Origin of the sequence: Duganella sp. 1224, from assembly GCF_013408245.1 — a bacterium.
Classification (GTDB): Bacteria; Pseudomonadota; Gammaproteobacteria; order Burkholderiales; family Burkholderiaceae_D; genus Rugamonas.
This window is the reverse complement of record NZ_JACBYS010000006.1, coordinates 44,960-67,460: the sequence shown is the minus strand read 5'-3', so window position 1 is coordinate 67,460 and position 22,501 is coordinate 44,960. Positions and strand designations below refer to the sequence as shown.

The window sequence follows — 22,501 nt, the reverse complement described above, 5'->3', positions numbered from 1 at the left end:
AGTGCATAGCAAGGACTCCTCAATCAAAGTTGCCCCGATCAAGAACTTATTCTTGCTACCCGACGAAACTAAATCTATAATCGTCCTTCTCTACACAAGATCTAAGAGACGCGCCAGAGGCTTTTGTTTGGCCGTCTTTTCCTAAGGGGGGGAAGCGGGAAAGGCTTTCCCCCCCTTTGTCCCTTTTGATGGCCGGTATCGAACTTCCTGCACAGGCATTGCAGGGACACTAGAATTTTGCGCCAAACCGGATAAGCAGTGCTTGATCGTTGGGTTCGGATTTCCCTATCGAAATCATGATGACCTCTGCGAATCCACATCAAAATTCGCTTTTCTTGATGGTGGTCAGCAAACCTGAACGTGCTCTCTGTCACATTCGGAAATCCGAATGTCTGTACAGTTGATTCCTTATGACAAGTGTGTAATTGTGTCAAAGAGGAGAAAACCATGCCCAAAGTTGCCATCATTGAGGATGATCAGTCTACTAACGATCACCTTCGCGATCTTATATCCAAATATCCCGTAGAAATTCTTCAGGCATTTAATCGGGAAGATGCTATCCAGATCATCGAAAATCATAGACTTGATGTTGTCATTGTTGATGTTGATCTCGGTCCCGGGCCAAAAGAAAAATATGCCGGCTTTGAATTGCTGAATTTATTAAATGGAAAAAAAACCATCACATTGGTGGTCTCAGGCGTCCCTCAGCCCAACTTACATGAGGTAGCACTTTCTTTCCAAGCGTACGACTTCATTGGGAAACCTATCCCTGATCTTAGTTTTGTTAATAAATTCGAGCATGCGCTACGAACCTCCCAAATGCGAGAGGATGAGAGTATCGTTAAGCCGGGTGAGGACGGATTATTACCAGAGCATCTAACTAAAGACCCTTATGTCCGCCATACTTTAAGATGGAAGGGGCAAGTGGTAAAAGGATTGACACTGACTCATCTCAGACTAATTGCATGCTTAGTTGAGAATCCAGGCGTGCCGATTACGAAAATTGTCTTAGCCAAGCAACTAGGCACGTCGAATGCTACAACAGCTATCGCGACACATATGAGTGAAATTCGTAAAAAATTTGTTGAGATTGATCAAGACTTTGATCGCATTCAACCAGAGCCTGGCGTTGGATATGTTTGGAAAACGAAGCAATAATACAAAGCATCAGTCTAAACTATGGCGTGTTCTTCAGCGTCGAAGTTTTACGATAGTATTCTTATTAATCGCAATATTGTTGCCAACGATCATTCTTGTTGCAATAGTTGACTTTGTTAGCACTGCAAAATCTAAAGATGCAGAAGTTCATTCAGCTGCTTTACGGAGTGAACTATCTCAATTTGCTTTGGCACTAAGAGATGATGAGAGTGCTGCGATTGCTGCATTCCCTGACATTTACGCCTCGTCCCAACGTAGCTTGCGAGCGGTACCAGTAGTTACTCCCTTTTTTAAATATTTTCTTAAACGCGACAATGCGAAGTCATTTGACGCCAGAAATTTACAATGGGCGGCGCCAGCGGCGTGCTCACTTGATTTTTCATTTCCTCCATCAATAAAAGGTGAGACTGAGGACACAGCTAGAATTTGTTTGGGTTATCTTTCTGATGACTTAGCTGGGCCCTACTTATATTTTAGCCTCCGATACCCGACTAATAGAATCACCCGACATTCACAGGGAACTGATTTTTTTAATGCAGATCATGTTGAACTTAATTTAAAAAATTCAAAGAAAAAAGTACGATTGCAACTTGTTTATGAGCCGGCGACCTTAGCTTTAGACCGCTATCCATCGCAACCGCAGAGATTTGTGGGCCTGCATGAAGTAACGGGGTATTTTGGAGATGATCCTAGGCGACCGACTCGCGCAGTCAGTGGGCAAGCATTTGAGCATGCAATTCGCACTGGCTCTGGGCAAGAAAGAACGTATGTAACTTTACTCGTCCGTATCGATTCAAGCTTGCTATTAGATTCAGTTGCTTCCGGTGCCGGCAGCGAATTGCAAAATGTACGAGGGGCGGTAGGAATATATGTCAAAGACTCAGTTCAGAGAAAGGCTAGTCTTTTGTATGATATTCCGTATGACAGATCTGGAGTTGCCCTAATGTCACTGGAAAAATTGTATATCGCCAACGTCCCTTCTAAAGCACTTCTCACTCTCAGTATTCAAAATGGTGAAAATAACAATGAAGTATGGCGATCTGACTCTATTCCAGAAGAAGTCAGAAAGCCCAGCGGTTTTCAAATAGCTTCGGACAACTGGGCGAAGTTGATCGTATCTTGGTTTGGATATAAAAGCCAGGAGGCTAATGCATCTCAGAATCTTGGGAAAAGCACCAATATGCTAGCAACTCTCCGTCAAAGCGGAGTTTTACTGCCGGACGTTGCGACCCGATCCTTCCTATATTTGACTGTTGCACTTGGTCTTATAATTGTTGCCATTTCATATTGGACATATTCCTTATTTTATCTGCGGCGCGTATCAAAAATATCATATTTGTTTGCCTCATGGAAAACCGTTGATGTTCAGTTGTTTAAACCTGCCGAAGGTAACAACGAAATTAGCATGCTTAGCCGGGTTATCTATCTGTTGATATCACGCAGCCATTCTCGGTCTGAAAGATTGCAAAGAAGAATTCAAAGAGAAAGAAACGAGCAAATCGAAAGGAATAGAGTGGAGCAGGAGCATGTTCGCAATCGAAAAGCTATCTTAGATGCTATCGGGCATGAAATTAAGTCTCCGCTCCAGTCTTTGTCTATCCAAATTCATAAGGATAATGTGGCTGCAAACCGCCATGTACAACGGATGATGCGTGCGGTATATGCCTTGGATCTGGCTACTTCTGTAGAGTCTGGCTTGCAGGCGTCCATGATGGTCAGCAACTATCAAGATGTGGCGAACTATGTCTCAGCTTTTGCTAAGAATACTGCTGCTGAAGGAGTTATCTTTGATGGTCAGGACTCTGGAGTAATTGCGTATTTTGATCCGATAGCATTAGATACGGTATTTGACCATATCTTGTCGAACGCTTACCGTTTGCGGACTGCCGGGACAGAAATCACAATCTCATTAAAAAAGACTTTAAGTGCTGTACAAATAGAAATATGTAATGACGGTCCCAAAATTGAAGATGGTAAAGAAGAAGCAATTTTCATGTTGGGAGTATCGTCCAAAACTGAAAATGGAAATTTGGGGCAAGGGCTTTTTGCCGCTCGAGCACAGATGGTAGGGATGAAAGGCTCAATTCGGGCTGAAAATAGAACAAATGGAGTGGCCTTTATACTGTATTTGATGTCAAAACAGGATTGATTTTTAGTCTCGACATGGAAACGCTACTATTCGAACACCATGACCTTCATGAGCAACCCTTGCAGTGCTACGGATCTTCTCTCGATGACGTTCATCTATGTCGCTAAATTGCGTGGGAAAAAGAGCAGTATGCGCGTAGGTCTGTATAACTATTAACGGTGAATTCTTGAATGAAATTTTAAAGTGGCTGGGAGTCGTAATCGTGCTCGGAGCTTCGGCTCAAAAGGTTGGGAAATATTTGGATTTCCGCATTGGGCTGAATGGAATCTCCGCGCTCAAGAAGAAAGCTCGCCTTGAGAAATATTGGCTAGCCCTTGCTTGTTGATTTGCATCGAAAAGTGACCCACTTTCCCCAGTAATTTGCAACTGAATCTGACCCACGTGAAGAGCACAATTCGACCTGTCTTATCGGCAGGAGAACGGAGTGATCAACGTGGCTTTACTAGGCATCATTCGACGCTGGCACATACGTGACCAGATTCCTCTACGCGAGATCGCCAGGAGACTGGGCATCTCTCGCAATACTGTCCGGCGCTACCTGCGTTCGGAGATCACTGAGCCCAGCTACGCCGAACGCCATATCGCGAGCGGACTGGACAAATATTCTCTGCAATTATCGGGATGGCTGAAGAGCGAGGCGAGCAAGCCGCGTAAGCAGCGCCGTAATTTGAAGCAACTCCATGCAGAGCTGCAAGAGCTGGGATATGAAGGGTCGTATGACCGCGTGGCGGCGTTCGCCAGGCAGTGGAAGGCGGGTCAAACTGAGTGGGTCAATTCATCGAGCAAACGAACACGCTGCCGACCAAAAGTCGCGCCGGGGAGCTTCTGGTCTAACGTCTTATGGCGCAACTGATGCCCTGTCTCGGATGGGCTATTCAAATCGGCTCTCCTGGACGGGACGTATTCGATACTTCGTTTCAACTCATCTCCAATGGAAAACATCGCGTCCTTGCATCGCAGTTCGCCGTTGTCAGAGTGGTATCTGGAAAAGAAGATCGAGGGAAAGTCACTTTCCGGAAAGTTCAAGCCGTACTTTTTCAGCTGGTTCTTCTTGCTTTCCGCTGCGCGTAATATCGCAAGCTTCGCGTCTTCCGCTTTGGGGTTATTGATCGATAGCGACCAGCCAACTAATAGTCCAGAGTAGACGTCTCGAACGAATACTGCACGTCCAACGCCAATTGGCTGACATGGATTTGTGATTGAAACGGTGTGTACATCGATTGGGGAAGCGTCAACTGAACCTGTCTGTCCAATTGCCGCGACGCCGTCGGTAGCGGTGCCAGAGAGGGGGCGAAAGTCTCTCAGCCATTTACCTTCGCCCATTATTCGTCTGGTGGCGCCGCCATCGGCGACGGACTGCGTACCTCTATACATGAACTCGTCGTAGGTAGGACGCAAATGCTTAGGTAGAAGCTGGGGCATGACAACCCCATTCTTATACTCATTGCCGCTTTTGTAGAACATTCTTCCCATGAGATCGTACGCATCTTTGGAGGTGGTTCCTGGGCCAATAAGTTGAAAGGCGTCTTCAATATTTTGGATGTCGTCGTGAGTTAGCATAAGTCCTCGCTGCTCATCGTCTCCCAGTTTGGCTGCAGTATTTTTGCGGCCAAGCTTTGAGTTTTTTCCTACGCGCTTTTTGCCTGGATTGCCACAACGACCTAATCGGTTCGGCAGCAAGCTATTGGTTAGACAGTGAAAAGCGTAGAAACGATGGAGCGCGTCGAACACCTGGCCTGGGCTGACGCCGGCGGCTTTGGCGCGTTCGGTGACCAAGCTATCGAGATAGCTTAGGTTGGGCGGTATCGCTCCTGTTCCCAAAGGAGGTGGGACGATTGGTTCGATAAGTGACCATTTGAAATCGCGAGTCTTCAAAGCTTTGGGTCGATCCTCCGAGTTCTTTGTGCGTGAGAATCGTACGGTCAACTGCTCGTCACTCATCATCCAAAATGGAGGGAGTTGAAGATTGGATGGCTTTATCAAGCCCTGCATTAGCCATTCACGTAACTCTGATAGCTGTATGCGCTGGAAGCCTCCAGCGTAGTAGTACTTCTGTTTGCCTTCGCCACGACTATGCACTTCTGGTATTCCAATGACTGTGGCGCCGTTCAGGCTTACCTGAATGTCCAACAAACGGAAAGTATTAGGTAAAGGTAAATGGTCCTTTAAGCAGGCGTAGATTGCGCCAGCTTGAAGATCAACGTTGTCCATGTCATACCCATCCAAAGAATTTTTCGCGAAGCTGCTGCCTAAAGTTCTGCCCGCCGGCTGGTGCTGGGTACGAGTGCAGTGGTTCGACGCGCGGATCGATGTCGATATACTGGTGCCAGGCGCAGTGGCTGTAGAGCACCCAGGCTTCGCCAATGTTGATTCGGCATACCTCAGCTGCATGTGAGACAGCATCCCTAATTGATACATTGCGATGTCCGTTCATCTCGTCAATGAAGCGACGCACGCTGGCTAGTAAATGCTGATGCTCGTTCAAGTCCGAATGTACTACCCACTGATCTAGATTTGCCGCGAGAGTGTCAGGGACGATGCCGCTGTAAATTAAATCGTAAGGCGCAGCTATCTCCATTGAATAGCGCCTCTCAAGTTCGAGACGCTCAGCTGTCCTCCAGGGAACCTTGTGGTCCTCCGTTGCGAACGGTTTTAGGGCGAAGAGGAATAGACGAGCTGTGCCGTCAACAACAACTGTCGCAGCTAAAATCGATTGTTGCGATATATGGGATGTTTGTGCCGACTTCTTGACCGTGCTCAATGCCGGCTTCTTCCGCGATTTCAAGAAGGCCTCTAACCCGGCCGAGATTCGGCGGCGCGAACTCTGCACCTTGTAAGGGATGGGGGTGTGCGGTCGGCCAAATAGGATACTGCTCTCGCAGATCAGCAACACCAAGCCAGAGCATTAGCAGTGCGGTGCGATACTCTCCCCGCGACATATAGGTTGCTGTCCGCCCGAGCGGTACGACCCATCCTTGTACCTGGTTGGATACTTTAGACGTGTTTTTTCTATGGAGCTGTAACCAGGGCCGATAAAACGTGCGATGTCCAGATCCATCTCCTGCGAGGATGCGCTCGCAGATTTTTTCAAATATCAATTCCTGACGCCGTGTGACCGTATTCATAAAACATCCTGCGGGACCGCGATGAGTGACCTGGTTTCTCAAGAAGAAACTGGGAACTGCGCGGCCTGAATGTTCTATGAATCAGCCGCGACCGCTATTGCCCCAGATCTTTCTCAACATTGCCTAAGGCTGCACGAGTCACTCGCAACTGACTTTCGTGCATTTTGATAACATCAGGCAGCTTTAATGCGTACTCAATTAATTCAATTTGTGCCGGATGAAGATCGTTGATCTGTTTCCTCAATCCGTTAAAAATCCTGTAGGTCTCAGTTGAGGTGCCTTTAGGAAGTTCCATTCTTCGTTGAGACAAATCCAGAGCTTCTTCTAGGCGACGCTCCCATCTGCTGTCCAAATCGAAGGCCTCAATTAGTTTTGCGATGAAATCCGCACTCGGAGGGCCTTTTTTGCCGACCTCTACGGCCGATACGTAACTCTGCTCGACACTAAGTTTTAATGCGAACTCGACTTGCGTCAGGCCACACCATGTACGTAATTCCTTCATCAAAATTGAGAACGGGCTCATAAGCAATTTGCTGCCTTAAATAGAACCTTCTGCGGAGTATAAAAACGCGGCAAAAGGGGTTGTAAGATATTTTTTTGTAATTCTGACTATAGTCAACACAAAAGTTTGATAATTGCCACTTAGTGTGAATTTGGTGTTGCTTTTATGTGATTTAGTCGACGCATTGTTCGTTCAAGTTTTTATTCCGGGTTCAAGTTCTTATTCCCTGTTCAAGCTCATATTCCCGCGCGTCAGTGGCCGGGCTTGCTTGACTAGACATCCTCTTGCGCTTATATTAATGACTTATAAGTAAGTTACGCTCACTACGCCCATGCAAGCCCCTCAAGATACCAAGCCACGCTGGGAGCGGCGCAAGGATGCGCGGCCGCAGGAGTTGCTGGCGGCGGCGCTGGACCAGTTTGTCGAACGCGGCTATGCCGCCACCCGCCTGGAGGACGTGGCGCGCCACGCCGGCGTGTCCAAGGGCACGCTGTATCTGTATTTCGCCAACAAGGAAGAGCTGTTCAAGGCGGTGGTGCGCGACAACATCGTCGCCACCATCGGCGCGGCCGAGCAGGACGCGGCCGCCTTCGACGGCCCCAGCGGCGAGCTGCTGGGCACCTTGCTGATGCGCTGGTGGACCGAGATCTGGGCCACGCCGCTGGGCGGCATCACCAAGCTGATGCTGGCCGAGGGCAACAACTTCCCCGAGTTGGCGCAGTTTTACAACGACGAGGTGGTGGCCCGCGGCAGCGGCCTGATCACCCAGGTGCTGGTGCGCGGCATTGAACGCGGCGAGTTCCGCCCGGTCGACCCGGTGGTCATGACCCAGGTGCTGATCGCCCCGGTGCTGATGCTGATGATGTGGACCCACTCCTACATGCCCACCTGCGACATGCCGCAGATTCCGCCGCAGGCCTTCATGGACACCTTTATCGCCACCACGGTGGCCGGTTTGAAGGCCGACGCCCCGTGACGCGCCCGGCTGTTTTCCCGTCCAGCTTGCCATTTTCGCAGGTTCATCCCCTTGAAAGTGCAGACTGTCGCAATTTCCCGCGATCCCGCCGTCTAATCGTTAATATGTGCCTCGTTGCCAGTTCAACGATAAAATGACGGATTATTTAATCCCGACATGAGTCAACAGATGAATATCGAACAAGCCCGCTTCAACATGATCGAACAGCAAATCCGTCCGTGGGACGTTCTGGACCCGGAAGTCCTGGAGCTGCTGCACGTAGTCAAACGCGAGAATTTCGTGCCGGCCGCGCACAAGGCGCTGGCGTTCGCCGACATCGAGATCCCGCTGCCGGGCGGCGAGGCGATGCTGGCGCCGAAGATCGAGGCCCGCCTGCTGCAGGACCTGGCGCTGAAAAAGCATGAGACCGTGCTGGAAATCGGCACCGGTTCGGGCTACCTGACGGCGCTGCTGGCGCACAAGGCGCGCCAGGTGACGTCGGTGGAAATCTCGCCGGAGCTGAAGGCGCTGGCCGACCAGAACCTGGCCGCCAACGGCGTCACCAACGCCACCGTCGAACTGGGCAATGGCGCCCAGGGCTGGACCAGCGGCGCGCCGTTCGATGTGATCGTGGTGGGCGGCTCGCTGCCGGTGCTGCCGGAAGCGTTGTTGCAACAATTGAAAGTTGGTGGCCGCCTGGCCGTCATCATCGGCACCGCGCCGGCGATGAAGGCGCAGCTGATCACCCGCACCGGCGAGGCCGGCTACGACACGCGCACCCTGTTCGAAACCAACGTCAAGGCGTTGGAGCAGGCGGTGGCGCCGTCGAAGTTCCAGTTCTGAGCCGGGGCCGCCATGCAGCAGATTACCGCGCTGGAACTGGCCGACTGGCTGGCAGACGAAGCACGGCCCAGCCCGATGTTGCTGGACGTGCGCGAAAACTGGGAATTTGAAACCTGCCGCATCGACGGCTCGGTGCAAATGCCCATGAATACCATCCCGGCGCGCATAGACGACCTGGATGAGGATGCGGCGATCGTCTGCATCTGTCATCACGGCGCGCGCAGTATGCAGGTGGCCGCCTTCCTGGAGCGGAACGGCTTCGGCAAGGTGATCAACCTGACCGGCGGCATCCACGCCTGGGCGCTGCAAGTCGATAGCACGATGGCCAAGTACTGAGCGGCCGGCGCTGTCGACGGCAGCGCCGCCAGCAGGGCGCCAAGGTAGCAGTGTGTTTTTGATTTGTTCAACTTTTTGATGACTCCAACGGAGATTGCAATGCAGAGACCCCTTATCGCCGTGCTGATCGCCAGCGCTTTCCTGACGCTCAACGCACAGGCGGCCGACCTGATCCAGGTGTACCAGCAAGCACTGGCCAATGACGCGACTTACGCCAGTGCCCGCTCCTCGCTGGCCGCCGGGCAGGAACGCATCACCCAGGGGCGTGCGGGCCTGTTGCCGACGCTGTCGGCCAACGGCAGCAATCTGCGCAACGACAGCTACAATTCCGGCCCGGACACGGTCTTCGGCATCGTCACCGACGCGCGCACCAAATACCATTCGAACGCCTACACGGTGTCGCTGGCGCAGCCGCTGTACGACTGGAACGCCTGGCAGACCTACCAGCAGAGCAAGCTGGTACAGGCGACCTCGGAAGCCACCTTCTCGCAGGCCCAGCAGGATCTGATCCTGCGTGTGGCGCAAGCCTATTTCGACGTGCTGACCGCGCAGGACAACCTGACCGCCACCCAGGCGCAGAAAGTGGCCACCACCGAGCAGCTGGCCTCGGCCAAGCGCAACTTCGAGGTCGGCACCCAGACCATCACCGACACCCACGAAGCCCAGGCCGCGTATGACCTGGTGGTGGCGCAGGAGTTCGCCGCCATCAACGACCTGGACAACAAGCGCACCGCGCTGCAGGTCATCGTCGGCAAGGCCGCCGGCGAGCTGGCGCCGCTGCGCACCGGCGTGACCATCGAGCCGCCGTCGCCGGCCACGGTTGATCCCTGGATCAGCTCGGCCGAGAGCCAGAACTTCTCGGTGGTCGCCGCTGGCCTGAACCTGGAAATTGCCAAGCGCGAAATCTCGCGCAGCCGCGCCGGCCATATGCCGACCGTCAACTTTGTTGCCAACAAGACCCACCAGTACAACACTGGCGCGGGCCAGGGCGGCAACACCGGCAACAACACGGCGGTCGGCGTCAGCTGGAGCATCCCGCTATTCAACGGCTTTGCCGTGACCAGCAAGGTGCGCGAGAACATTGCGCTGGAAGACAAGGCCCGCAACGACCTGGAGGCCACCAAGCGTCAGGCCTCGCAGACCGCGCGCCAGGCCTTCCTCGGCATGACCAGCGGCCTGGCCCAGGTCAAGGCGCTGGAGGCGGCAGAGGTGTCGAGCAAGTCGTCGCTGGATTCAAACAAGCTGGGCTACCAGGTCGGCGTGCGTATCAACATCGACGTGCTGAACGCGCAGAAGCTGCTGTACTCGACCCAGAAGGACCTGTCGAAAGCACGCTACGACACCATCATGAACGGCCTGCGCCTGAAAGCGGCCGCTGGCTCGCTGCGCGAGGAAGACCTGGCGCCGATCAACGCGCTGCTGCAGCACTAAGCTGATGCCGGCCCAGCGCCGGCATTTTTTTCGCCTGTATTATTAGCGAAAATTGCATAGTCATCGCAGGTTTCATGGATTTATTCCATTCGTTTGGAGGCGGATACTACATCCATCGCAACCAAACAACGAAGGAGCAAGACCATGAAACAAGTCGCTATCATCACCGGCGCATCGCGCGGCATCGGCGCGGCAGTCGCCCAACGTCTGGCCAAGGACGGCTTCGCCGTCGTCATCAACTATGCCGGCAACGTGGCCGAGGCCGATAAAGTGGTGGCCGCCATCACCGCCGACGGCGGCACCGCCATCGCCATCCAGGCCGACGTGGCCCAGTCGGCCGACGTGCGCAAGCTGTTCGACCAGACCATCGCCCAACTGGGCCGCGTGGACGTGCTGGTCAACAACGCCGGCATCATGCCGCCGCAACTGCCGCACCTGTCCGCCACCGACGACGACACCTTCGACCGCCTGGTGGCCGTCAACCTTAAGGGCAGCTTCAACGCCATGCGCGAGGCCAGCACCCGCCTGCAGCAGGGCGGCCGCATCATCAACTTCTCGTCCAGCCTGGTCGGCACGCTGTTGCCGGGCTACTCGGCCTATGTGGCCACCAAGGCCGGCATCGAGGGCATGACCACCATCCTGGCCAAGGAGCTGCGCGGCAAGAACATCACCGTCAACGCGGTCGCCCCCGGCCCGACCGCCACCGCGCTGTTCCTGGACGGTAAAACGCCGGAAGTGGTCGAACGTCTGGCCAAGATGGCGCCGCTGGAACGCCTCGGCACGCCGGAGGATATCGCCAACGCTGTGTCCTTCCTGGCCGGCCCGGACGGCGGCTGGATCAATGGCCAGACGCTGCGCGCCAACGGCGGCATGGTGTAAGGAGGAGGCCATCATGAGCAAATCGATTGTTCTCGTCACCGGTGCGGGCACCGGTATCGGCCACCTGTCGGTCAAGGCGCTGGCGCTGGCCGGCCACACGGTGTACGCCTCGATGCGCGACATCCACGGCCGCAACGCCGCCAAGGTGCGCGAGCTGCGCGACTGGGCTTTCGCCAACGGCGCCGATGTGCGGGCGGTGGAGCTGGATGTGCTGTCGCAGGCCTCGGCCAACGCGGCGGTGGACACCATCGTCACCGAGCGCGGCCGGCTGGACGTCGTGGTGCACAACGCCGGCCACCTGGTGATCGGCCCGACCGAGGCCTTTACGCCGGAGGAAATCAGCAAGGTGTTCGACACCAACTTCCTCGGCACCCAGCGGGTCAACAAGGCGGTGCTGCCGGTGATGCGGCGCCAGCAGCAGGGGCTGGTGCTGTGGGTCAGCAGCACTACCGCGCGCGGCGGCTTCCCGCCGTTCCTGGGCCCGTACGCGGCGGCCAAGGCGGCCATGGATTCGATCGCGGTGACCATGGCCTACGAGCTGGCGCGCTTCAACATCGAAACCTCGATCGTGGTGCCGGGCGCGTTCACGGCGGGCACCGACCACTTCGCCAACGCCGGCCATCCGGCCGACGCTGTCGTCAGCGCCGCTTACGATGCGCGTTACGCGGGCTTGATGGATCAGGTGGGGGCACGGCTGAGCGCGCTGATGCCGCCGGAAGCCGATCCAGCGGCGGTGGCGGCCGACATCGCCCGCATCGTCGGCCTGCCGCACGGCACCCGGCCGTTCCGCTCGATCACCGACTTCGTCGATGACGGCGCCACGGCGGTGACCGAGGTGGCCGAGCGGGTGCGGGTGGAGTTTGCCGAGCGCATCGGCATCGCCGACCTGCTCAAGCCCAGCCTGGGGTAATTACAGGCCGCTGCCGGCGCCGTCGAAGCTGCGTTCGATCAGCTCGATCTTGTAGCCGTCCGGGTCGGTCACGAAGGCGATCACCGTGGTGCCGCCTTTGACCGGGCCCGGTTCGCGGGTGACAGTGCCGCCGTTGGCCTTGACCGCGGCGGCAGCAGCGTAAATATCCTCGGTCGAAATCGCGATGTGGCCGTAGGCGTTGCCCATGTCGTAGCTGGTGGTGCCGTAGTTGTAGGTCAGTTCCAGCTCGGCGTGGTCCGGGTTGGCGCCGTAGCCGAGGAAGGCCAGCGTGTATTTGTACTCGGGGTTGTCGCTGGTGCGCAGCAGCTTCATGCCCAGTACCTTGGTGTAGAAATCGATGGAACGCTGCAGGTCGCCGACCCGCAGCATGGTATGCAGAATGCGCATGCTGAAATCCTTGTTGTGTAAGCCGAACGCGGATTTTATCAGCGGCTGGCGGTTTGCGCCGGGGCCGATGCGGCCGGCGCCACGCGCCAGACGGCGTTGCCGACATCGTCCGCCACCAGCAGCGCGCCCTGCTGGTCCACCGCCACGCCGACCGGCCGGCCGCGCGCCTTCTCGTCCTTGTCGAGGAAGCCGGCCAGGAAGTCCTGCGGCGGACCGGACGGCTTGCCGTTGGCGAACGGGATGAACACCACCTTGTAGCCGCTCAGCGGCTTGCGGTTCCACGAGCCGTGCTGGCCGATGAAGACGCCGCCGCGATAGGCCTGCGGGAAGGCCGTCCCTTCATAAAAGGTCAGGCCCAGCGAGGCGGTGTGGCCGCCCAGCGCGTAGTCCGGCACGATGGCCTTGGCCACCAGCTCCGGCTTTTGCGGCGACACGCGGGTGTCCACGTGCTGGCCATAATAGCTGTACGGCCAGCCGTAGAAGCCGCCTTCCTTCACCGAGGTCATGTAGTCGGGCACGAGGTCGTTGCCCAGTTCGTCGCGCTCGTTGACGGTGGTCCACAGCGTCTTGGTCTGCGGCTCCCAGCCCATGCCGTTGGGGTTGCGCAGGCCGGTGGCGTACAGCCGCGACTTGCTGGTGGCAATGTCGAACTGCCAGATGGCGGCGCGGCCGGCTTCGGCCTCGATGCCGTTCTCCGCCACATTGCTGTTGGAACCGACCGTGACGTACAGGTATTTGCCGTCCGGGCTGGCGATCAGGTTCTTGGTCCAATGGTGGTTGATGGTGCCGGCCGGCAGGTCCATCACCTTGGTGCCGGCGGCGCTGATGCTGGTGGCGCCTTCCTCGTACGGGAAGCGCAGCACGGCGTCGGTGTCGGCCACGTACAGGTTGTTGCCCACCAGCGCCATGCCGAATGGCGAGTGCAGGCCCTTGAGGAACACGGTGCGGGTCTGCGCCACGCCCTTGGCGTCCAGCCCGCGCAGCAGCGTGATGCGGTTGGCCGATTCGGTGACGGCGCCGGCCTTCTTCTGCACCTGCTTCATCACCATGCCCTTGACGCCCTTGGCGTCGTCCGGCTTGGGCGGGGCATTGGTTTCCGCCACCAGCACGTCGCCGTTGGGCAGCACGTAGACCCAGCGCGGATGGTCGAGGCCGCGCGCGTACGGCGTCACGCTGAAGCCGGCCGGCGCGGTGGGCTGTTCCTGCGCGCTCCAGGACGAGGCGGTGGCGATGTTGACCGTGGGGATCAGCTTGCGGTCCGGCTCCGGCAACTGCGGATTGGGGCCGAAGCCCACCGGGTAGGACTGGGCCGCGGCCCACAGCGGGAGCAGGGACAGGATGGTGACGATGGTGCGCTGGCGCATGGATGGGGCTCCTCGATGTTCAATCGCGTTTGGTGCCGGGCTGCGGCTGGGCCTGGGCGTTGTCGCGCGGCTTTTGCACGCCGCGCTGGTTGTGCAGGTCGGTGTCGACCATGCCGCTGTCGATGTCCTTGGCGGCCTGCTCGATGATGCTGCGCTGCTGGTGCGCGTGGCCGTCCGGCGCTTCGTCGCGCTCGTGCGGCATGCGCTTGACGCCGTCGTCCTTGGTCTTGGCGTCGGTATTGATGTGCTGTTGTTTCAGCATGGCGGCCTCCGTTACATTGTCTTGATGTCATCTTAACCAGTTGGATTTACGTCAGTCGCCACCTTGAATTTTGACAACTATGACGGGATCTCGTTTATCATTTAGACCATATTTCTTGATCGGGATCCTGCATGAGCACTGCCGCCGCACCGGAGAACTGCGCCAACTGCGACACGCCGCTGGGCGGCCACTATTGTTCCAACTGCGGCCAGGAGGCGGTGCTGCACCACGCCAGCACGCGCGAGTTCCTGCACGAGTTCATCGGCCACTACGTGGCGCTGGAGGGCAAGCTGTGGGGCTCGCTGGCGCGCCTGCTGTTCCGGCCCGGCCTGCTGACCAATGAATACATCCGTGGCCGCCGGGTGCGCTTCGTGCAGCCGCTGCGGCTGTATCTGTCGTTCAGCCTGCTGTTCTTCGCGCTGCTGAAGTTCGCCGGCCCCACCACCGGGCATGGCGAGGACGACCGCGACGAGGCGCCGGCCGCGCAAGTGAGCATGGCCGAGCAGGCGGTCAAGCAGGCCGGCGCGCTGGAGAAACTCAAGCTGAATACGCCGGAGGAGCGGCAAAGCGCGGCAGCTGCCGAGGCGGCCATCGCTGCCATGCAGAAGGACCAGCAGGCCGATGAGCGCGCGCGCAAGCAGTCCGCCGGCGACGCGCAGCAGGCGGCGACCGAGGCGGCCAGACCGGCGCCGGCCGCGCCGGCCAGCGTCAGCGAACCGGCGCACGGCGGCGTCAGCGCCGACCGCCAGATGGCGCGCGACGACGTCGACCGCTGGCTGGAGCAGCGCGGCTGGGAAACCCTGCGCCACAAATGGAACGCGCTCAACGACATGTCGACCGAGCAGCAGAAGGCGGCGCTGCAGGCCGGCTTCTACCACTACGCGCCGTACGCGATCTTCTGCCTGATGCCGGTGTTTGCGCTGTACCTGAAGGTGCTGTACCTCGGCTCCGGCCGCCGCTTCGGCGAGCACGTGTTGTTCGCGCTGCACACCAACGCCTTCGCCTTCCTGATCTTCAGCGTGATGCTGGTGGTGCGCATCGGCATCGTCGACTTTGCGCTGTGGTGCTGGCTGCTGGGCTACCTGCCGTGGGCCATGCGGCGCGTCTACCACAGCAGCCGCGCCGGCACGCTGCTGCGCTGGGCGGTGCTGATGTTCTTCTACATGATCTCGATCGGCGTGGCGCTGGGGCTGGCGGGCGCGCTGGGCGCGGTGACCGCGCACTAGGCGGCCGCTTGCATTAAATACTGTTTAAATGTACAGTGGCGACGCTGGCGGTGATAGCAGAAGCGGGCGATATGGGTTACCCTCCTGCGTGTTCCCGCACTAGCCCAAAGCCGAGATTTTTATGACCGCCACGCACGCTGTTTTCCACACTATCGCACTGGTCGTGCGCCCGAATACCGACGGCATCGCCGATTCGGTCACCAGCGTGGTCGATTTCCTGCGCCACGGCGGCTACGCGGTGGTGTTCGAGGAGCAGACCGCCGCCCACCTGGCGCAACTGGGCATGGACCTCGGCGACGCCCGCGTGCTGGACGCGGCCGGCATCGGCGCCGGCTGCGACGCCGCCATCGTCATGGGCGGCGACGGCACCATGCTGGGCATCGCGCGCCAGCTGGCGCCGTTCAACGTGCCGCTGATCGGCATCAACCAGGGCCGCCTCGGCTTCATGACCGACATCCCGCTGGACGGCATGCTGGACGTGCTGGCCCGCATCCTCAGCGGCAGCTACAAGGCCGAGCGCCGCACGCTGCTGGAGGGGCGGGTGGTGCGCGCCGGCGCCACCATCCACGTGGGCATGGCGGTCAACGACGTGGTGGTGTCGCGCGGCACCGGCGCCGGCATGGCCGAGCTGCGGGTCGACGTCGACGGCCAGTTCATGTACAACCAGCGCTCGGACGGCCTGATCATCTCCACGCCGACCGGCTCCACCGCCTACGCGCTGTCGGCCGGCGGGCCGCTGCTGCATCCGTCGCTGGGCGGCATCGTGCTGGTGCCGATCGCGCCGCACGCGCTGTCCAACCGCCCGATCGTGTTGCCGGAGTCGAGCCAGATCGTGGTGGAGATCATGCGCGGGCGCGACGTCAGCGTCAATTTCGACATGCAAACCTTTGCCAGCCTGCAGACGCAGGACCAGATCGTCATCCAGCGCTCGCCGCACGCGATCACCTTCCTGCACCCGGACGGCTGGAGCTACTACCACACCCTGCGCGAAAAGCTGCACTGGAACGAGTATCCGTCCGGTGAGGGCAAGCTCAATTAACCACTCTACAGGCCTCCATGCTGCGTACGCTGTCCATCCGTGATTTCGTTATTGTCGAGTCGATCGAACTGGAATTTTCCGCCGGCTTTACGGTGTTCACCGGCGAAACCGGGGCTGGCAAGTCGATCCTGATCGACGCGCTGACGCTGGCGCTGGGCGGCCGCGGCGACGCCAGCGTGGTGCGCGAGGGCGCGGCCAAGGCCGACATCACGGCCGATTTCGCGCTCAGCGCGCAGGCGCGCGACTGGCTGGCGGCCAATGAGTTCGCGGTGGAGGAGGGTGGCGCGCTGCTGCGCCGCGTGATCGACAACGCCGGCCGCAGCAAGGCCTACATCAACGGCATCGCGGCGACGGCGTCGCAGCTGCGCGAGCTGGGCGACCTGCTGGTCGACATCCACGGCCAGCACGCGCACCAGTCGCTGATGAAGACCGACGCCCAGCGCGATCTGCTGGACAGCCAGGCCGGCGCCGGCGGCGAAGCGCGCGCGGTGGCGGCGGCCTACAAGGCCTGGCGCGCGCTGGCCAAACAGCTGGAGGAATTCGAGACCAACGCGGCCAACGTGTTGTACGAGCGCGAGCGGCTGGAGTGGCAGGTCAATGAGCTGGAGAAGCTGGCGGTCAAGCCGGGCGAGTGGGCCGAGGTCAGCAACGAGCAGAGCCGCCTGTCGCACGCGGCCAGCCTGCTGGAAGGCGCGCAGGAGGCGCTGGCCGTGATTTCGGAGGCGGAGGAGCATCCGATCCTGTCGCAGCTGTCGTCGCTGAACCTGAAGCTGGGCAAGCTGGCCGACATCGACGCCGGGCTGCAGCCGATTGTCGACCTGATCGAGCCGGCGCGCATCCAGTTGCAGGAGGCGGTGTACGCGCTCAACGATTATCTGGACCGCGTGGACCTGGACCCGGCGCGGCTGCAGGCGGTGGAGGCGCGCATGGACGCGATCCATTCGGCGGCGCGCAAGTTCCGCGTGCCGGAGGACGAGCTGCCGCAGGAGCACGCCAAGCTGGCCACGCGCCTGGCGCAACTGGCCGACGCCACCGACCTGGACGGCCTGCGCAAGCAGGAGGAGAAGCTGAAGGCGGCGTACATGGCCGAGGCGCACAAGCTGTCGGCCACGCGCGCGCGCGCCGCCGCCGCGCTGGGCGAGGCCGTCACCCGGGCCATGCAGGAGCTGAACATGACCGGCGGCCGCTTCGAGGTGGCGCTGCATCCGTGCGAACCGGCGGCGTACGGCGTCGAGCAGGTGGAATTCCTGGTGGCCGGCCACGCCGGCGTGGCGGCGCGGTCGCTGGCCAAGGTGGCGTCCGGCGGCGAGCTGGCGCGCATTTCGCTGGCGATTTCGGTGATCACCTCCAACGCCACCACGGTGCCGACGCTGATCTTCGACGAGGTGGACAGCGGCATCGGCGGCGGCGTGGCCGAGGTGGTCGGGCGGCTGCTGCGCCGCCTGGGGCAGGAGCGCCAGGTGCTGTGCGTGACGCACCTGCCGCAGGTGGCCAGCCAGGCCGGCCAGCACTTCCAGGTGGCCAAGAGCACGCTGGACAACGGCAAGACCGCCTCGCGCATCGACGTGCTGGATGCCAAGTCGCGCGTGGAAGAAATCGCCCGCATGCTGGGCGGCCTGGAAATCACCGCCACCACCCGCAAACACGCCCGCGAGCTGCTCGCCTCTTGATATAAGTCAGGCCAGTCCCTGTGGAATGCACTATGCTTGATTGATGGAGGTGCAGCATGGAAGCGGAGCAGCGGTTCGAGCGCCTGGAGGCATTCAGGGAAGATACCCGGGAGCGGCTGGCGCGGATCGAGGCGCGGCTCGACGTGATCGAGTCGCAGCTTGGTCACATGGCGACCAAGGCCGACCTGGCCGCGCTGGAAACACGGCTGCTGACGTGGTTCATTGCCACCGCCTTCGCGATGACCACGGTGATGAGCGCTATCGCCTTCGCGGCAGTTCGGTTGGCCCATTAAATAGTAAGATAGTGGCTTACGGTAAAACCTAAGCCCCACATGACCTTCCAAAAAGAACCTCCGCACAAGCACGGCACCACTGGCCGCAGCGCCATCGTCCTGGTCAACCTCGGTACGCCCGACGAGCCGACGCGGTCGGCCGTGCGCCGCTACCTGAAGCAATTCCTGTCCGACCCGCGCGTGGTCGAGATTCCCAAGGCGGTCTGGTGGTTCATCCTGAACCTGATCATCCTGCCGTTCCGCTCCGGCCAGTCGGCCAAGAAGTACGCCACCATCTGGACCCGCGAAGGCTCGCCGCTGCGCACCCATACCGCCGCCCAGGCGCTCGGCCTGCGCGCCGCCCTCGGCGAACGCGGCCACGAGGACCTGACCGTCGCCATGGCCATGCGCTACGGCTCGCCGTCGTTGCCCGACGTGCTGGCCAAGCTGAAGGCCGACGGCGCCGACCGCATCCTGCTGCTGCCCGCCTATCCGCAATACTCCGGCACCACCACCGGCTCGATCTACGACGCCGTGTTCCAGCACTACGGCAGCGTGCGCAACATCCCGGAGCTGCGCTTCATCCGCAACTACCACGATCACGACGGCTATATCCACGCGCTGCAGCAGTCGGTGCTGACCCACTGGGAACAGCACGGCCGGCCGGACAAGCTGGTGATGAGCTTCCACGGCGTGCCCAAGCGCACGCTGCTGCTGGGCGACCCCTACCACTGCGAATGCCTGAAGACCGCGCGCCTGCTGGCCGCCGCCCTCAAGCTGACGCCGGACCAGTACGTGGTCACTTTCCAGTCGCGCTTCGGCAAGGCCGAGTGGCTGCAGCCCTACACCGCGCCCACCGTGGCGCAACTGGCGCGCGACGGCGTCAAGCGACTGGACGTGATCTGCCCCGGCTTCATCAGCGACTGCCTGGAAACGCTGGAAGAAATCTCGATGGAGGTACGGCACGATTTCGAGTCCAACGGCGGCAAGGAGTTCCACTACATCCCATGCCTGAACGAGTCGCCGGCATGGCTGGCCGCGCTGGCCGAGATCGCCGAGCAGCACATCATCGGCTGGCCGACCAAGCTGGCGCCCGCCGAGCGCGAGCAACTGAAAAAAGACGCCGAGGCCGGCCGCGCCCACGCGCTGGCGCTGGGCGCCTCGGACTGAAAAGCAACGTTTCCCCCGCCTTCCCACCGTCACCCGACAATCAGCACTTGCGGGTGACGAGTGCCAGCCTGTTAAAATAGCCGCCTGATACCAGCTTAACATTGTCGAAATGGCAGGCAAAATAACCCTTGAAAACGTAGGTTATCGCCCCATTTGCTGCCAGAGCGGTAACAAAAGTAATGTCAAACAAATACGATCGTAGGAGTCTTTAGATGCAAGATCAGGAAAATCAAGCCGTACCACCTAATCCAGAGGCGGCCGCAGCCGCTGCGTCGGCCCCGCCATCGACCCCGGAACAAGCCGCGCAGTCGTCGCTGGAACAACAGCTGGCCGAGACCGAAGCCAAGCTGGCTGAAATGCACGACGCCTTCATGCGCGCCAAGGCCGAGGGTGAAAACATCCGCCGCCGCGCCCAGGAAGACGTGGCCAAGGCCCACAAGTTCGCCGTCGAAAGCTTCGCCGAGGCCATGGTGCCGGTCAAGGACAGCCTGGAAATGGCGCTGAAGGTCGAGACGCCTACCGTCGAATCGCTGAAGGAAGGCGTGGAAATGACGCTCAAGCAACTGTCGTCGGCCTTCGAGCGCAACCGCCTGATCGCCATCGAGCCGGCCCAGGGCGAGAAGCTCGATCCGAACAAGCACCAGGCCGTGGCCGTGGTGCCGGCCGAGCAGGAAGCCAACACCGTTGTTGCTGTTCTGCAAAAAGGCTACATGATCGCCGACCGCCTGCTGCGTCCGGCCATCGTCACCGCCGCGCAAGCGAAATAATTTTTAAGCTCTTGAAAACATAGCGCTTTTCCACATATAAGCACCATCTGAACTCTAGCAAATAAGGAAATAAAATCATGGGTCGTATTATCGGTATCGATTTGGGAACCACCAACTCGTGCGTTGCCGTCATGGAAAACGGTCAGCCTAAGGTAATCGAAAACGCCGAAGGCGCGCGCACCACGCCATCCATCATTGCTTACCAGGATGATGGTGAAATCCTGGTTGGCGCGCCGGCGAAACGCCAGGCCGTCACCAATCCAAAAAACACCCTGTTCGCGGTGAAGCGCCTGATCGGCCGCAAGTTCGACGAGAAGGAAGTGCAGAAAGACATCGGCCTGATGCCTTACGCCATCACCAAGGCCGACAACGGCGACGCCTGGATCAGCGTGCGCGACAAGAAACTGGCGCCGCCGCAAATCTCGGCCGAAGTGCTGCGCAAGATGAAGAAAACCGCCGAAGACTACCTGGGTGAGGAAGTCACCGAGGCCGTCATCACCGTGCCGGCGTACTTCAACGACTCGCAGCGCCAGGCCACCAAGGACGCCGGCCGCATCGCCGGCCTGGACGTCAAGCGCATCATCAACGAACCAACCGCGGCCGCGCTGGCCTTCGGCCTGGACAAGTCGGAAAAGGGCGACCGCAAGATCGCCGTGTACGACCTGGGCGGCGGTACGTTCGACGTGTCGATCATTGAAATCGCCGACGTCGATGGCGAGAAGCAGTTCGAAGTGCTGTCGACCAACGGCGACACCTTCCTGGGCGGCGAAGACTTCGACCAGCGCGTGATCGACTACATCATCGAGGAATTCAAGAAGGTCAACGGCCTGGATCTGAAAAAAGACCCGATCGCCCTGCAGCGCATCAAGGCTTCGGCCGAGCGCGCGAAGATCGAGCTGTCGTCGTCGCAACAGACCGAAATCAACGAGCCGTACATCGCCATGGCGAACGGCGCGCCGGTCCACCTGACGCTGAAGATCACCCGCGCCAAGCTGGAATCGCTGGTGGAAGAGCTGATCAACGCCACCATCGAGCCATGCCGCACCGCCATCAAGGACGCTGGCATCAAGGTCTCGGACATCGATGACATCATCCTGGTCGGCGGCATGACCCGTATGCCGAAGGTGCAGGAAAAAGTGAAGGAGTTCTTCGGCAAGGATCCACGCAAGGACGTGAACCCGGACGAAGCCGTGGCCGTGGGCGCCGCGATCCAGGGCTCGGTGCTGTCGGGCGACCGCAAGGACCTGCTGCTGCTGGACGTCACCCCGCTGTCGCTGGGCATCGAAACCCTGGGCGGCGTGATGACCAAGATGATCCACAAGAACACCACGATCCCGACCAAGTTCTCGCAAGTGTTCTCGACCGCCGACGACAACCAGCCTGCGGTGACCATCAAGGTCTACCAGGGCGAGCGTGAAGTCGCGGCCGGCAACAAGAGCCTGGGCGAATTCAATCTGGAAGGCATCCCGCCAGCGGCCCGCGGCACCCCGCAGATTGAAGTGACCTTCGATATCGACGCCAACGGCATCCTGCACGTCGGCGCGAAAGACAAGGCCACCGGCAAAGAGAACAAGATCACGATCAAGGCCAACTCCGGTCTGACCGAGGCGGAAATCCAGAAGATGGTCAAGGACGCCGAGCTCAACGCCGAAGAAGACAAGAAAGTGAAGGAACTGGCCGAGTCGCGCAACCAGGCCGACGCGCTGGTGCACTCGACCCGCAAGTCGCTGACCGAATACGGCGACAAGCTGGAAGGCGGCGAGAAAGAGAAGATCGAAGCGGCGATCAGCGACCTGGAAGCCTCGATCAAGTCGGGCGACAAGGCCGAGATCGACGCCAAGGTGGCCGCGCTGTCGAGCGCCTCGCAGAAGCTGGGCGAAAAGATGTACGCCGACATGCAGGCGCAGCAAGCGGCCGGCGGTGAAGGCGCGGCCCCTGGCGCCGGCGCCGGTGCCGAACAGGCCAAGCCACAGGACGACGTGGTCGACGCCGACTTCAAGGAAGTCAAAGACAACAAGTAATCGTCACTCCCGTC

The 22,501-nt window shown here is 59.3% G+C and carries 22 protein-coding genes and 1 pseudogene; 16 read left to right on the top strand and 7 right to left on the bottom strand.

Annotation, left to right across the window (positions count from 1 at the left end):
• Window positions 1-447: 447 nt before the first annotated feature.
• From FHW58_RS21795 to FHW58_RS21785, 3 genes and pseudogenes are all read left to right on the top strand, one after another.
• Window positions 448-1,158 carry a response regulator transcription factor gene (locus FHW58_RS21795; RefSeq protein ID WP_179675284.1) on the top strand — a complete coding sequence of 237 codons (711 nt, stop codon included), beginning with the start codon at window positions 448-450 and terminating at the stop codon, window positions 1,156-1,158.
• Entirely contained in the window at window positions 1,103-3,307 is a 2,205-nt protein-coding gene (locus FHW58_RS21790) for a sensor histidine kinase KdpD (RefSeq protein WP_179675283.1), read from the top strand. Before FHW58_RS21795 ends, FHW58_RS21790 begins: the two co-directional genes overlap by 56 nt.
• A gap of 424 nt (window positions 3,308-3,731) precedes the next feature.
• Window positions 3,732-4,058: pseudogene (locus tag FHW58_RS21785) on the top strand (helix-turn-helix domain-containing protein); the annotation flags it as partial.
• A 5-nt stretch (window positions 4,059-4,063) separates the two neighbouring features.
• Here the strand turns inward: FHW58_RS21785 and FHW58_RS21780 are convergent.
• From FHW58_RS21780 to FHW58_RS21765, 4 genes are all read right to left on the bottom strand, one after another.
• The gene (locus FHW58_RS21780; protein ID WP_179675282.1) at window positions 4,064-5,518 is read right to left on the bottom strand and encodes a hypothetical protein; all 1,455 of its coding nucleotides are present in this window, start codon (window positions 5,516-5,518) and stop codon (window positions 4,064-4,066) included.
• 1 nt (window position 5,519) lies between these two features.
• A complete protein-coding gene (locus FHW58_RS21775; RefSeq protein ID WP_179675281.1) occupies window positions 5,520-6,068 on the bottom strand; it encodes a hypothetical protein in 549 nt (182 codons plus the stop codon).
• Entirely contained in the window at window positions 5,992-6,432 is a 441-nt protein-coding gene (locus tag FHW58_RS21770; RefSeq protein WP_179675280.1) for a hypothetical protein, read from the bottom strand. The genes FHW58_RS21775 and FHW58_RS21770 overlap by 77 nt, the downstream gene beginning before the upstream one ends.
• A 94-nt stretch (window positions 6,433-6,526) precedes the next feature.
• The gene (locus tag FHW58_RS21765; protein WP_179675279.1) at window positions 6,527-6,955 is read right to left on the bottom strand and encodes a helix-turn-helix transcriptional regulator; all 429 of its coding nucleotides are present in this window, start codon (window positions 6,953-6,955) and stop codon (window positions 6,527-6,529) included.
• A 310-nt stretch (window positions 6,956-7,265) separates the two neighbouring features.
• Here FHW58_RS21765 and FHW58_RS21760 point away from each other — a divergent pair, with 310 nt between their 5' ends.
• The 6 genes from FHW58_RS21760 (at window position 7,266) to FHW58_RS21735 (ending at window position 12,288) form a co-directional block, all read left to right on the top strand.
• The gene (locus tag FHW58_RS21760) at window positions 7,266-7,910 is read left to right on the top strand and encodes a TetR/AcrR family transcriptional regulator (RefSeq protein WP_179675278.1); all 645 of its coding nucleotides are present in this window, start codon (window positions 7,266-7,268) and stop codon (window positions 7,908-7,910) included.
• A gap of 168 nt (window positions 7,911-8,078) precedes the next feature.
• Entirely contained in the window at window positions 8,079-8,732 is a 654-nt protein-coding gene (locus tag FHW58_RS21755; protein ID WP_179675277.1) for a protein-L-isoaspartate O-methyltransferase, read from the top strand.
• Window positions 8,733-8,744: 12 nt separating this feature from the next.
• Window positions 8,745-9,068, top strand: a complete 324-nt coding sequence (locus FHW58_RS21750; protein ID WP_179675276.1) for a rhodanese-like domain-containing protein — start codon at window positions 8,745-8,747, stop codon at window positions 9,066-9,068.
• A 99-nt stretch (window positions 9,069-9,167) separates the two neighbouring features.
• Entirely contained in the window at window positions 9,168-10,499 is a 1,332-nt protein-coding gene (locus FHW58_RS21745) for a TolC family outer membrane protein (protein WP_179675275.1), read from the top strand.
• A 144-nt stretch (window positions 10,500-10,643) separates the two neighbouring features.
• Window positions 10,644-11,378 (top strand): SDR family oxidoreductase, encoded by a 735-nt coding sequence (locus tag FHW58_RS21740; protein ID WP_179675274.1) that lies wholly within the window; start codon window positions 10,644-10,646, stop codon window positions 11,376-11,378.
• Window positions 11,379-11,391: 13 nt separating this feature from the next.
• Window positions 11,392-12,288 (top strand): SDR family oxidoreductase, encoded by an 897-nt coding sequence (locus FHW58_RS21735; protein ID WP_179675273.1) that lies wholly within the window; start codon window positions 11,392-11,394, stop codon window positions 12,286-12,288.
• On the opposite strand, the gene gloA is transcribed toward FHW58_RS21735, so the two are convergent.
• From gloA to FHW58_RS21720, 3 genes are read right to left on the bottom strand one after another with little or no spacing between them, the layout of a single operon-like run.
• Complete coding sequence (gene gloA, locus FHW58_RS21730) at window positions 12,289-12,696, bottom strand: lactoylglutathione lyase (RefSeq protein ID WP_179675272.1); 408 nt, start codon at window positions 12,694-12,696, stop codon at window positions 12,289-12,291.
• A gap of 38 nt (window positions 12,697-12,734) precedes the next feature.
• Entirely contained in the window at window positions 12,735-14,060 is a 1,326-nt protein-coding gene (locus FHW58_RS21725) for a sorbosone dehydrogenase family protein (protein ID WP_179675271.1), read from the bottom strand.
• Window positions 14,061-14,079: 19 nt separating this feature from the next.
• Window positions 14,080-14,322 carry a hypothetical protein gene (locus tag FHW58_RS21720; RefSeq protein ID WP_179675270.1) on the bottom strand — a complete coding sequence of 81 codons (243 nt, stop codon included), beginning with the start codon at window positions 14,320-14,322 and terminating at the stop codon, window positions 14,080-14,082.
• Window positions 14,323-14,453: 131 nt separating this feature from the next.
• Between FHW58_RS21720 and FHW58_RS21715 the strand changes: the two genes are divergently transcribed.
• From FHW58_RS21715 to dnaK, 7 genes are all read left to right on the top strand, one after another.
• Window positions 14,454-15,548 (top strand): DUF3667 domain-containing protein, encoded by a 1,095-nt coding sequence (locus FHW58_RS21715; protein WP_179675269.1) that lies wholly within the window; start codon window positions 14,454-14,456, stop codon window positions 15,546-15,548.
• Window positions 15,549-15,669: 121 nt separating this feature from the next.
• The gene (locus tag FHW58_RS21710) at window positions 15,670-16,587 is read left to right on the top strand and encodes an NAD kinase (protein WP_179675268.1); all 918 of its coding nucleotides are present in this window, start codon (window positions 15,670-15,672) and stop codon (window positions 16,585-16,587) included.
• A gap of 17 nt (window positions 16,588-16,604) precedes the next feature.
• Window positions 16,605-18,257: a DNA repair protein RecN gene (recN, locus tag FHW58_RS21705; protein WP_179675267.1), complete on the top strand. Its 1,653-nt coding sequence runs from the start codon at window positions 16,605-16,607 to the stop codon at window positions 18,255-18,257.
• Window positions 18,258-18,313: 56 nt separating this feature from the next.
• Window positions 18,314-18,550, top strand: coding sequence for a hypothetical protein (locus tag FHW58_RS21700; RefSeq protein ID WP_179675266.1), 237 nt, complete (start codon window positions 18,314-18,316; stop codon window positions 18,548-18,550).
• 39 nt (window positions 18,551-18,589) lie between these two features.
• The gene (gene hemH, locus FHW58_RS21695) at window positions 18,590-19,699 is read left to right on the top strand and encodes a ferrochelatase (protein ID WP_179675265.1); all 1,110 of its coding nucleotides are present in this window, start codon (window positions 18,590-18,592) and stop codon (window positions 19,697-19,699) included.
• A 212-nt stretch (window positions 19,700-19,911) separates the two neighbouring features.
• Window positions 19,912-20,466, top strand: coding sequence for a nucleotide exchange factor GrpE (gene grpE, locus FHW58_RS21690; RefSeq protein ID WP_179675264.1), 555 nt, complete (start codon window positions 19,912-19,914; stop codon window positions 20,464-20,466).
• Between the two features lie 77 nt (window positions 20,467-20,543).
• Window positions 20,544-22,487 carry a molecular chaperone DnaK gene (gene dnaK / locus FHW58_RS21685; protein WP_179675263.1) on the top strand — a complete coding sequence of 648 codons (1,944 nt, stop codon included), beginning with the start codon at window positions 20,544-20,546 and terminating at the stop codon, window positions 22,485-22,487.
• Window positions 22,488-22,501 lie beyond the last annotated feature (14 nt).

Bases quoted from the DNA above. Each gene is read 5' to 3' on its own strand.
- FHW58_RS21795 (WP_179675284.1), top strand. From the start codon at position 448: ATGCCCAAAGTTGCCATCATTGAGGATGATCAGTCTACTAACGATCAC.
- FHW58_RS21780 (WP_179675282.1), bottom strand. From the start codon at position 5,518: ATGGACAACGTTGATCTTCAAGCTGGCGCAATCTACGCCTGCTTAAAG.
- FHW58_RS21770 (WP_179675280.1), bottom strand. From the start codon at position 6,432: ATGAATACGGTCACACGGCGTCAGGAATTGATATTTGAAAAAATCTGC.
- FHW58_RS21765 (WP_179675279.1), bottom strand. From the start codon at position 6,955: ATGAGCCCGTTCTCAATTTTGATGAAGGAATTACGTACATGGTGTGGC.
- FHW58_RS21760 (WP_179675278.1), top strand. From the start codon at position 7,266: ATGCAAGCCCCTCAAGATACCAAGCCACGCTGGGAGCGGCGCAAGGAT.
- FHW58_RS21755 (WP_179675277.1), top strand. From the start codon at position 8,079: ATGAATATCGAACAAGCCCGCTTCAACATGATCGAACAGCAAATCCGT.
- FHW58_RS21750 (WP_179675276.1), top strand. From the start codon at position 8,745: ATGCAGCAGATTACCGCGCTGGAACTGGCCGACTGGCTGGCAGACGAA.
- FHW58_RS21745 (WP_179675275.1), top strand. From the start codon at position 9,168: ATGCAGAGACCCCTTATCGCCGTGCTGATCGCCAGCGCTTTCCTGACG.
- FHW58_RS21740 (WP_179675274.1), top strand. From the start codon at position 10,644: ATGAAACAAGTCGCTATCATCACCGGCGCATCGCGCGGCATCGGCGCG.
- FHW58_RS21735 (WP_179675273.1), top strand. From the start codon at position 11,392: ATGAGCAAATCGATTGTTCTCGTCACCGGTGCGGGCACCGGTATCGGC.
- gloA (WP_179675272.1), bottom strand. From the start codon at position 12,696: ATGCGCATTCTGCATACCATGCTGCGGGTCGGCGACCTGCAGCGTTCC.
- FHW58_RS21725 (WP_179675271.1), bottom strand. From the start codon at position 14,060: ATGCGCCAGCGCACCATCGTCACCATCCTGTCCCTGCTCCCGCTGTGG.
- FHW58_RS21720 (WP_179675270.1), bottom strand. From the start codon at position 14,322: ATGCTGAAACAACAGCACATCAATACCGACGCCAAGACCAAGGACGAC.
- FHW58_RS21715 (WP_179675269.1), top strand. From the start codon at position 14,454: ATGAGCACTGCCGCCGCACCGGAGAACTGCGCCAACTGCGACACGCCG.
- FHW58_RS21710 (WP_179675268.1), top strand. From the start codon at position 15,670: ATGACCGCCACGCACGCTGTTTTCCACACTATCGCACTGGTCGTGCGC.
- recN (WP_179675267.1), top strand. From the start codon at position 16,605: ATGCTGCGTACGCTGTCCATCCGTGATTTCGTTATTGTCGAGTCGATC.
- FHW58_RS21700 (WP_179675266.1), top strand. From the start codon at position 18,314: ATGGAAGCGGAGCAGCGGTTCGAGCGCCTGGAGGCATTCAGGGAAGAT.
- hemH (WP_179675265.1), top strand. From the start codon at position 18,590: ATGACCTTCCAAAAAGAACCTCCGCACAAGCACGGCACCACTGGCCGC.
- grpE (WP_179675264.1), top strand. From the start codon at position 19,912: ATGCAAGATCAGGAAAATCAAGCCGTACCACCTAATCCAGAGGCGGCC.
- dnaK (WP_179675263.1), top strand. From the start codon at position 20,544: ATGGGTCGTATTATCGGTATCGATTTGGGAACCACCAACTCGTGCGTT.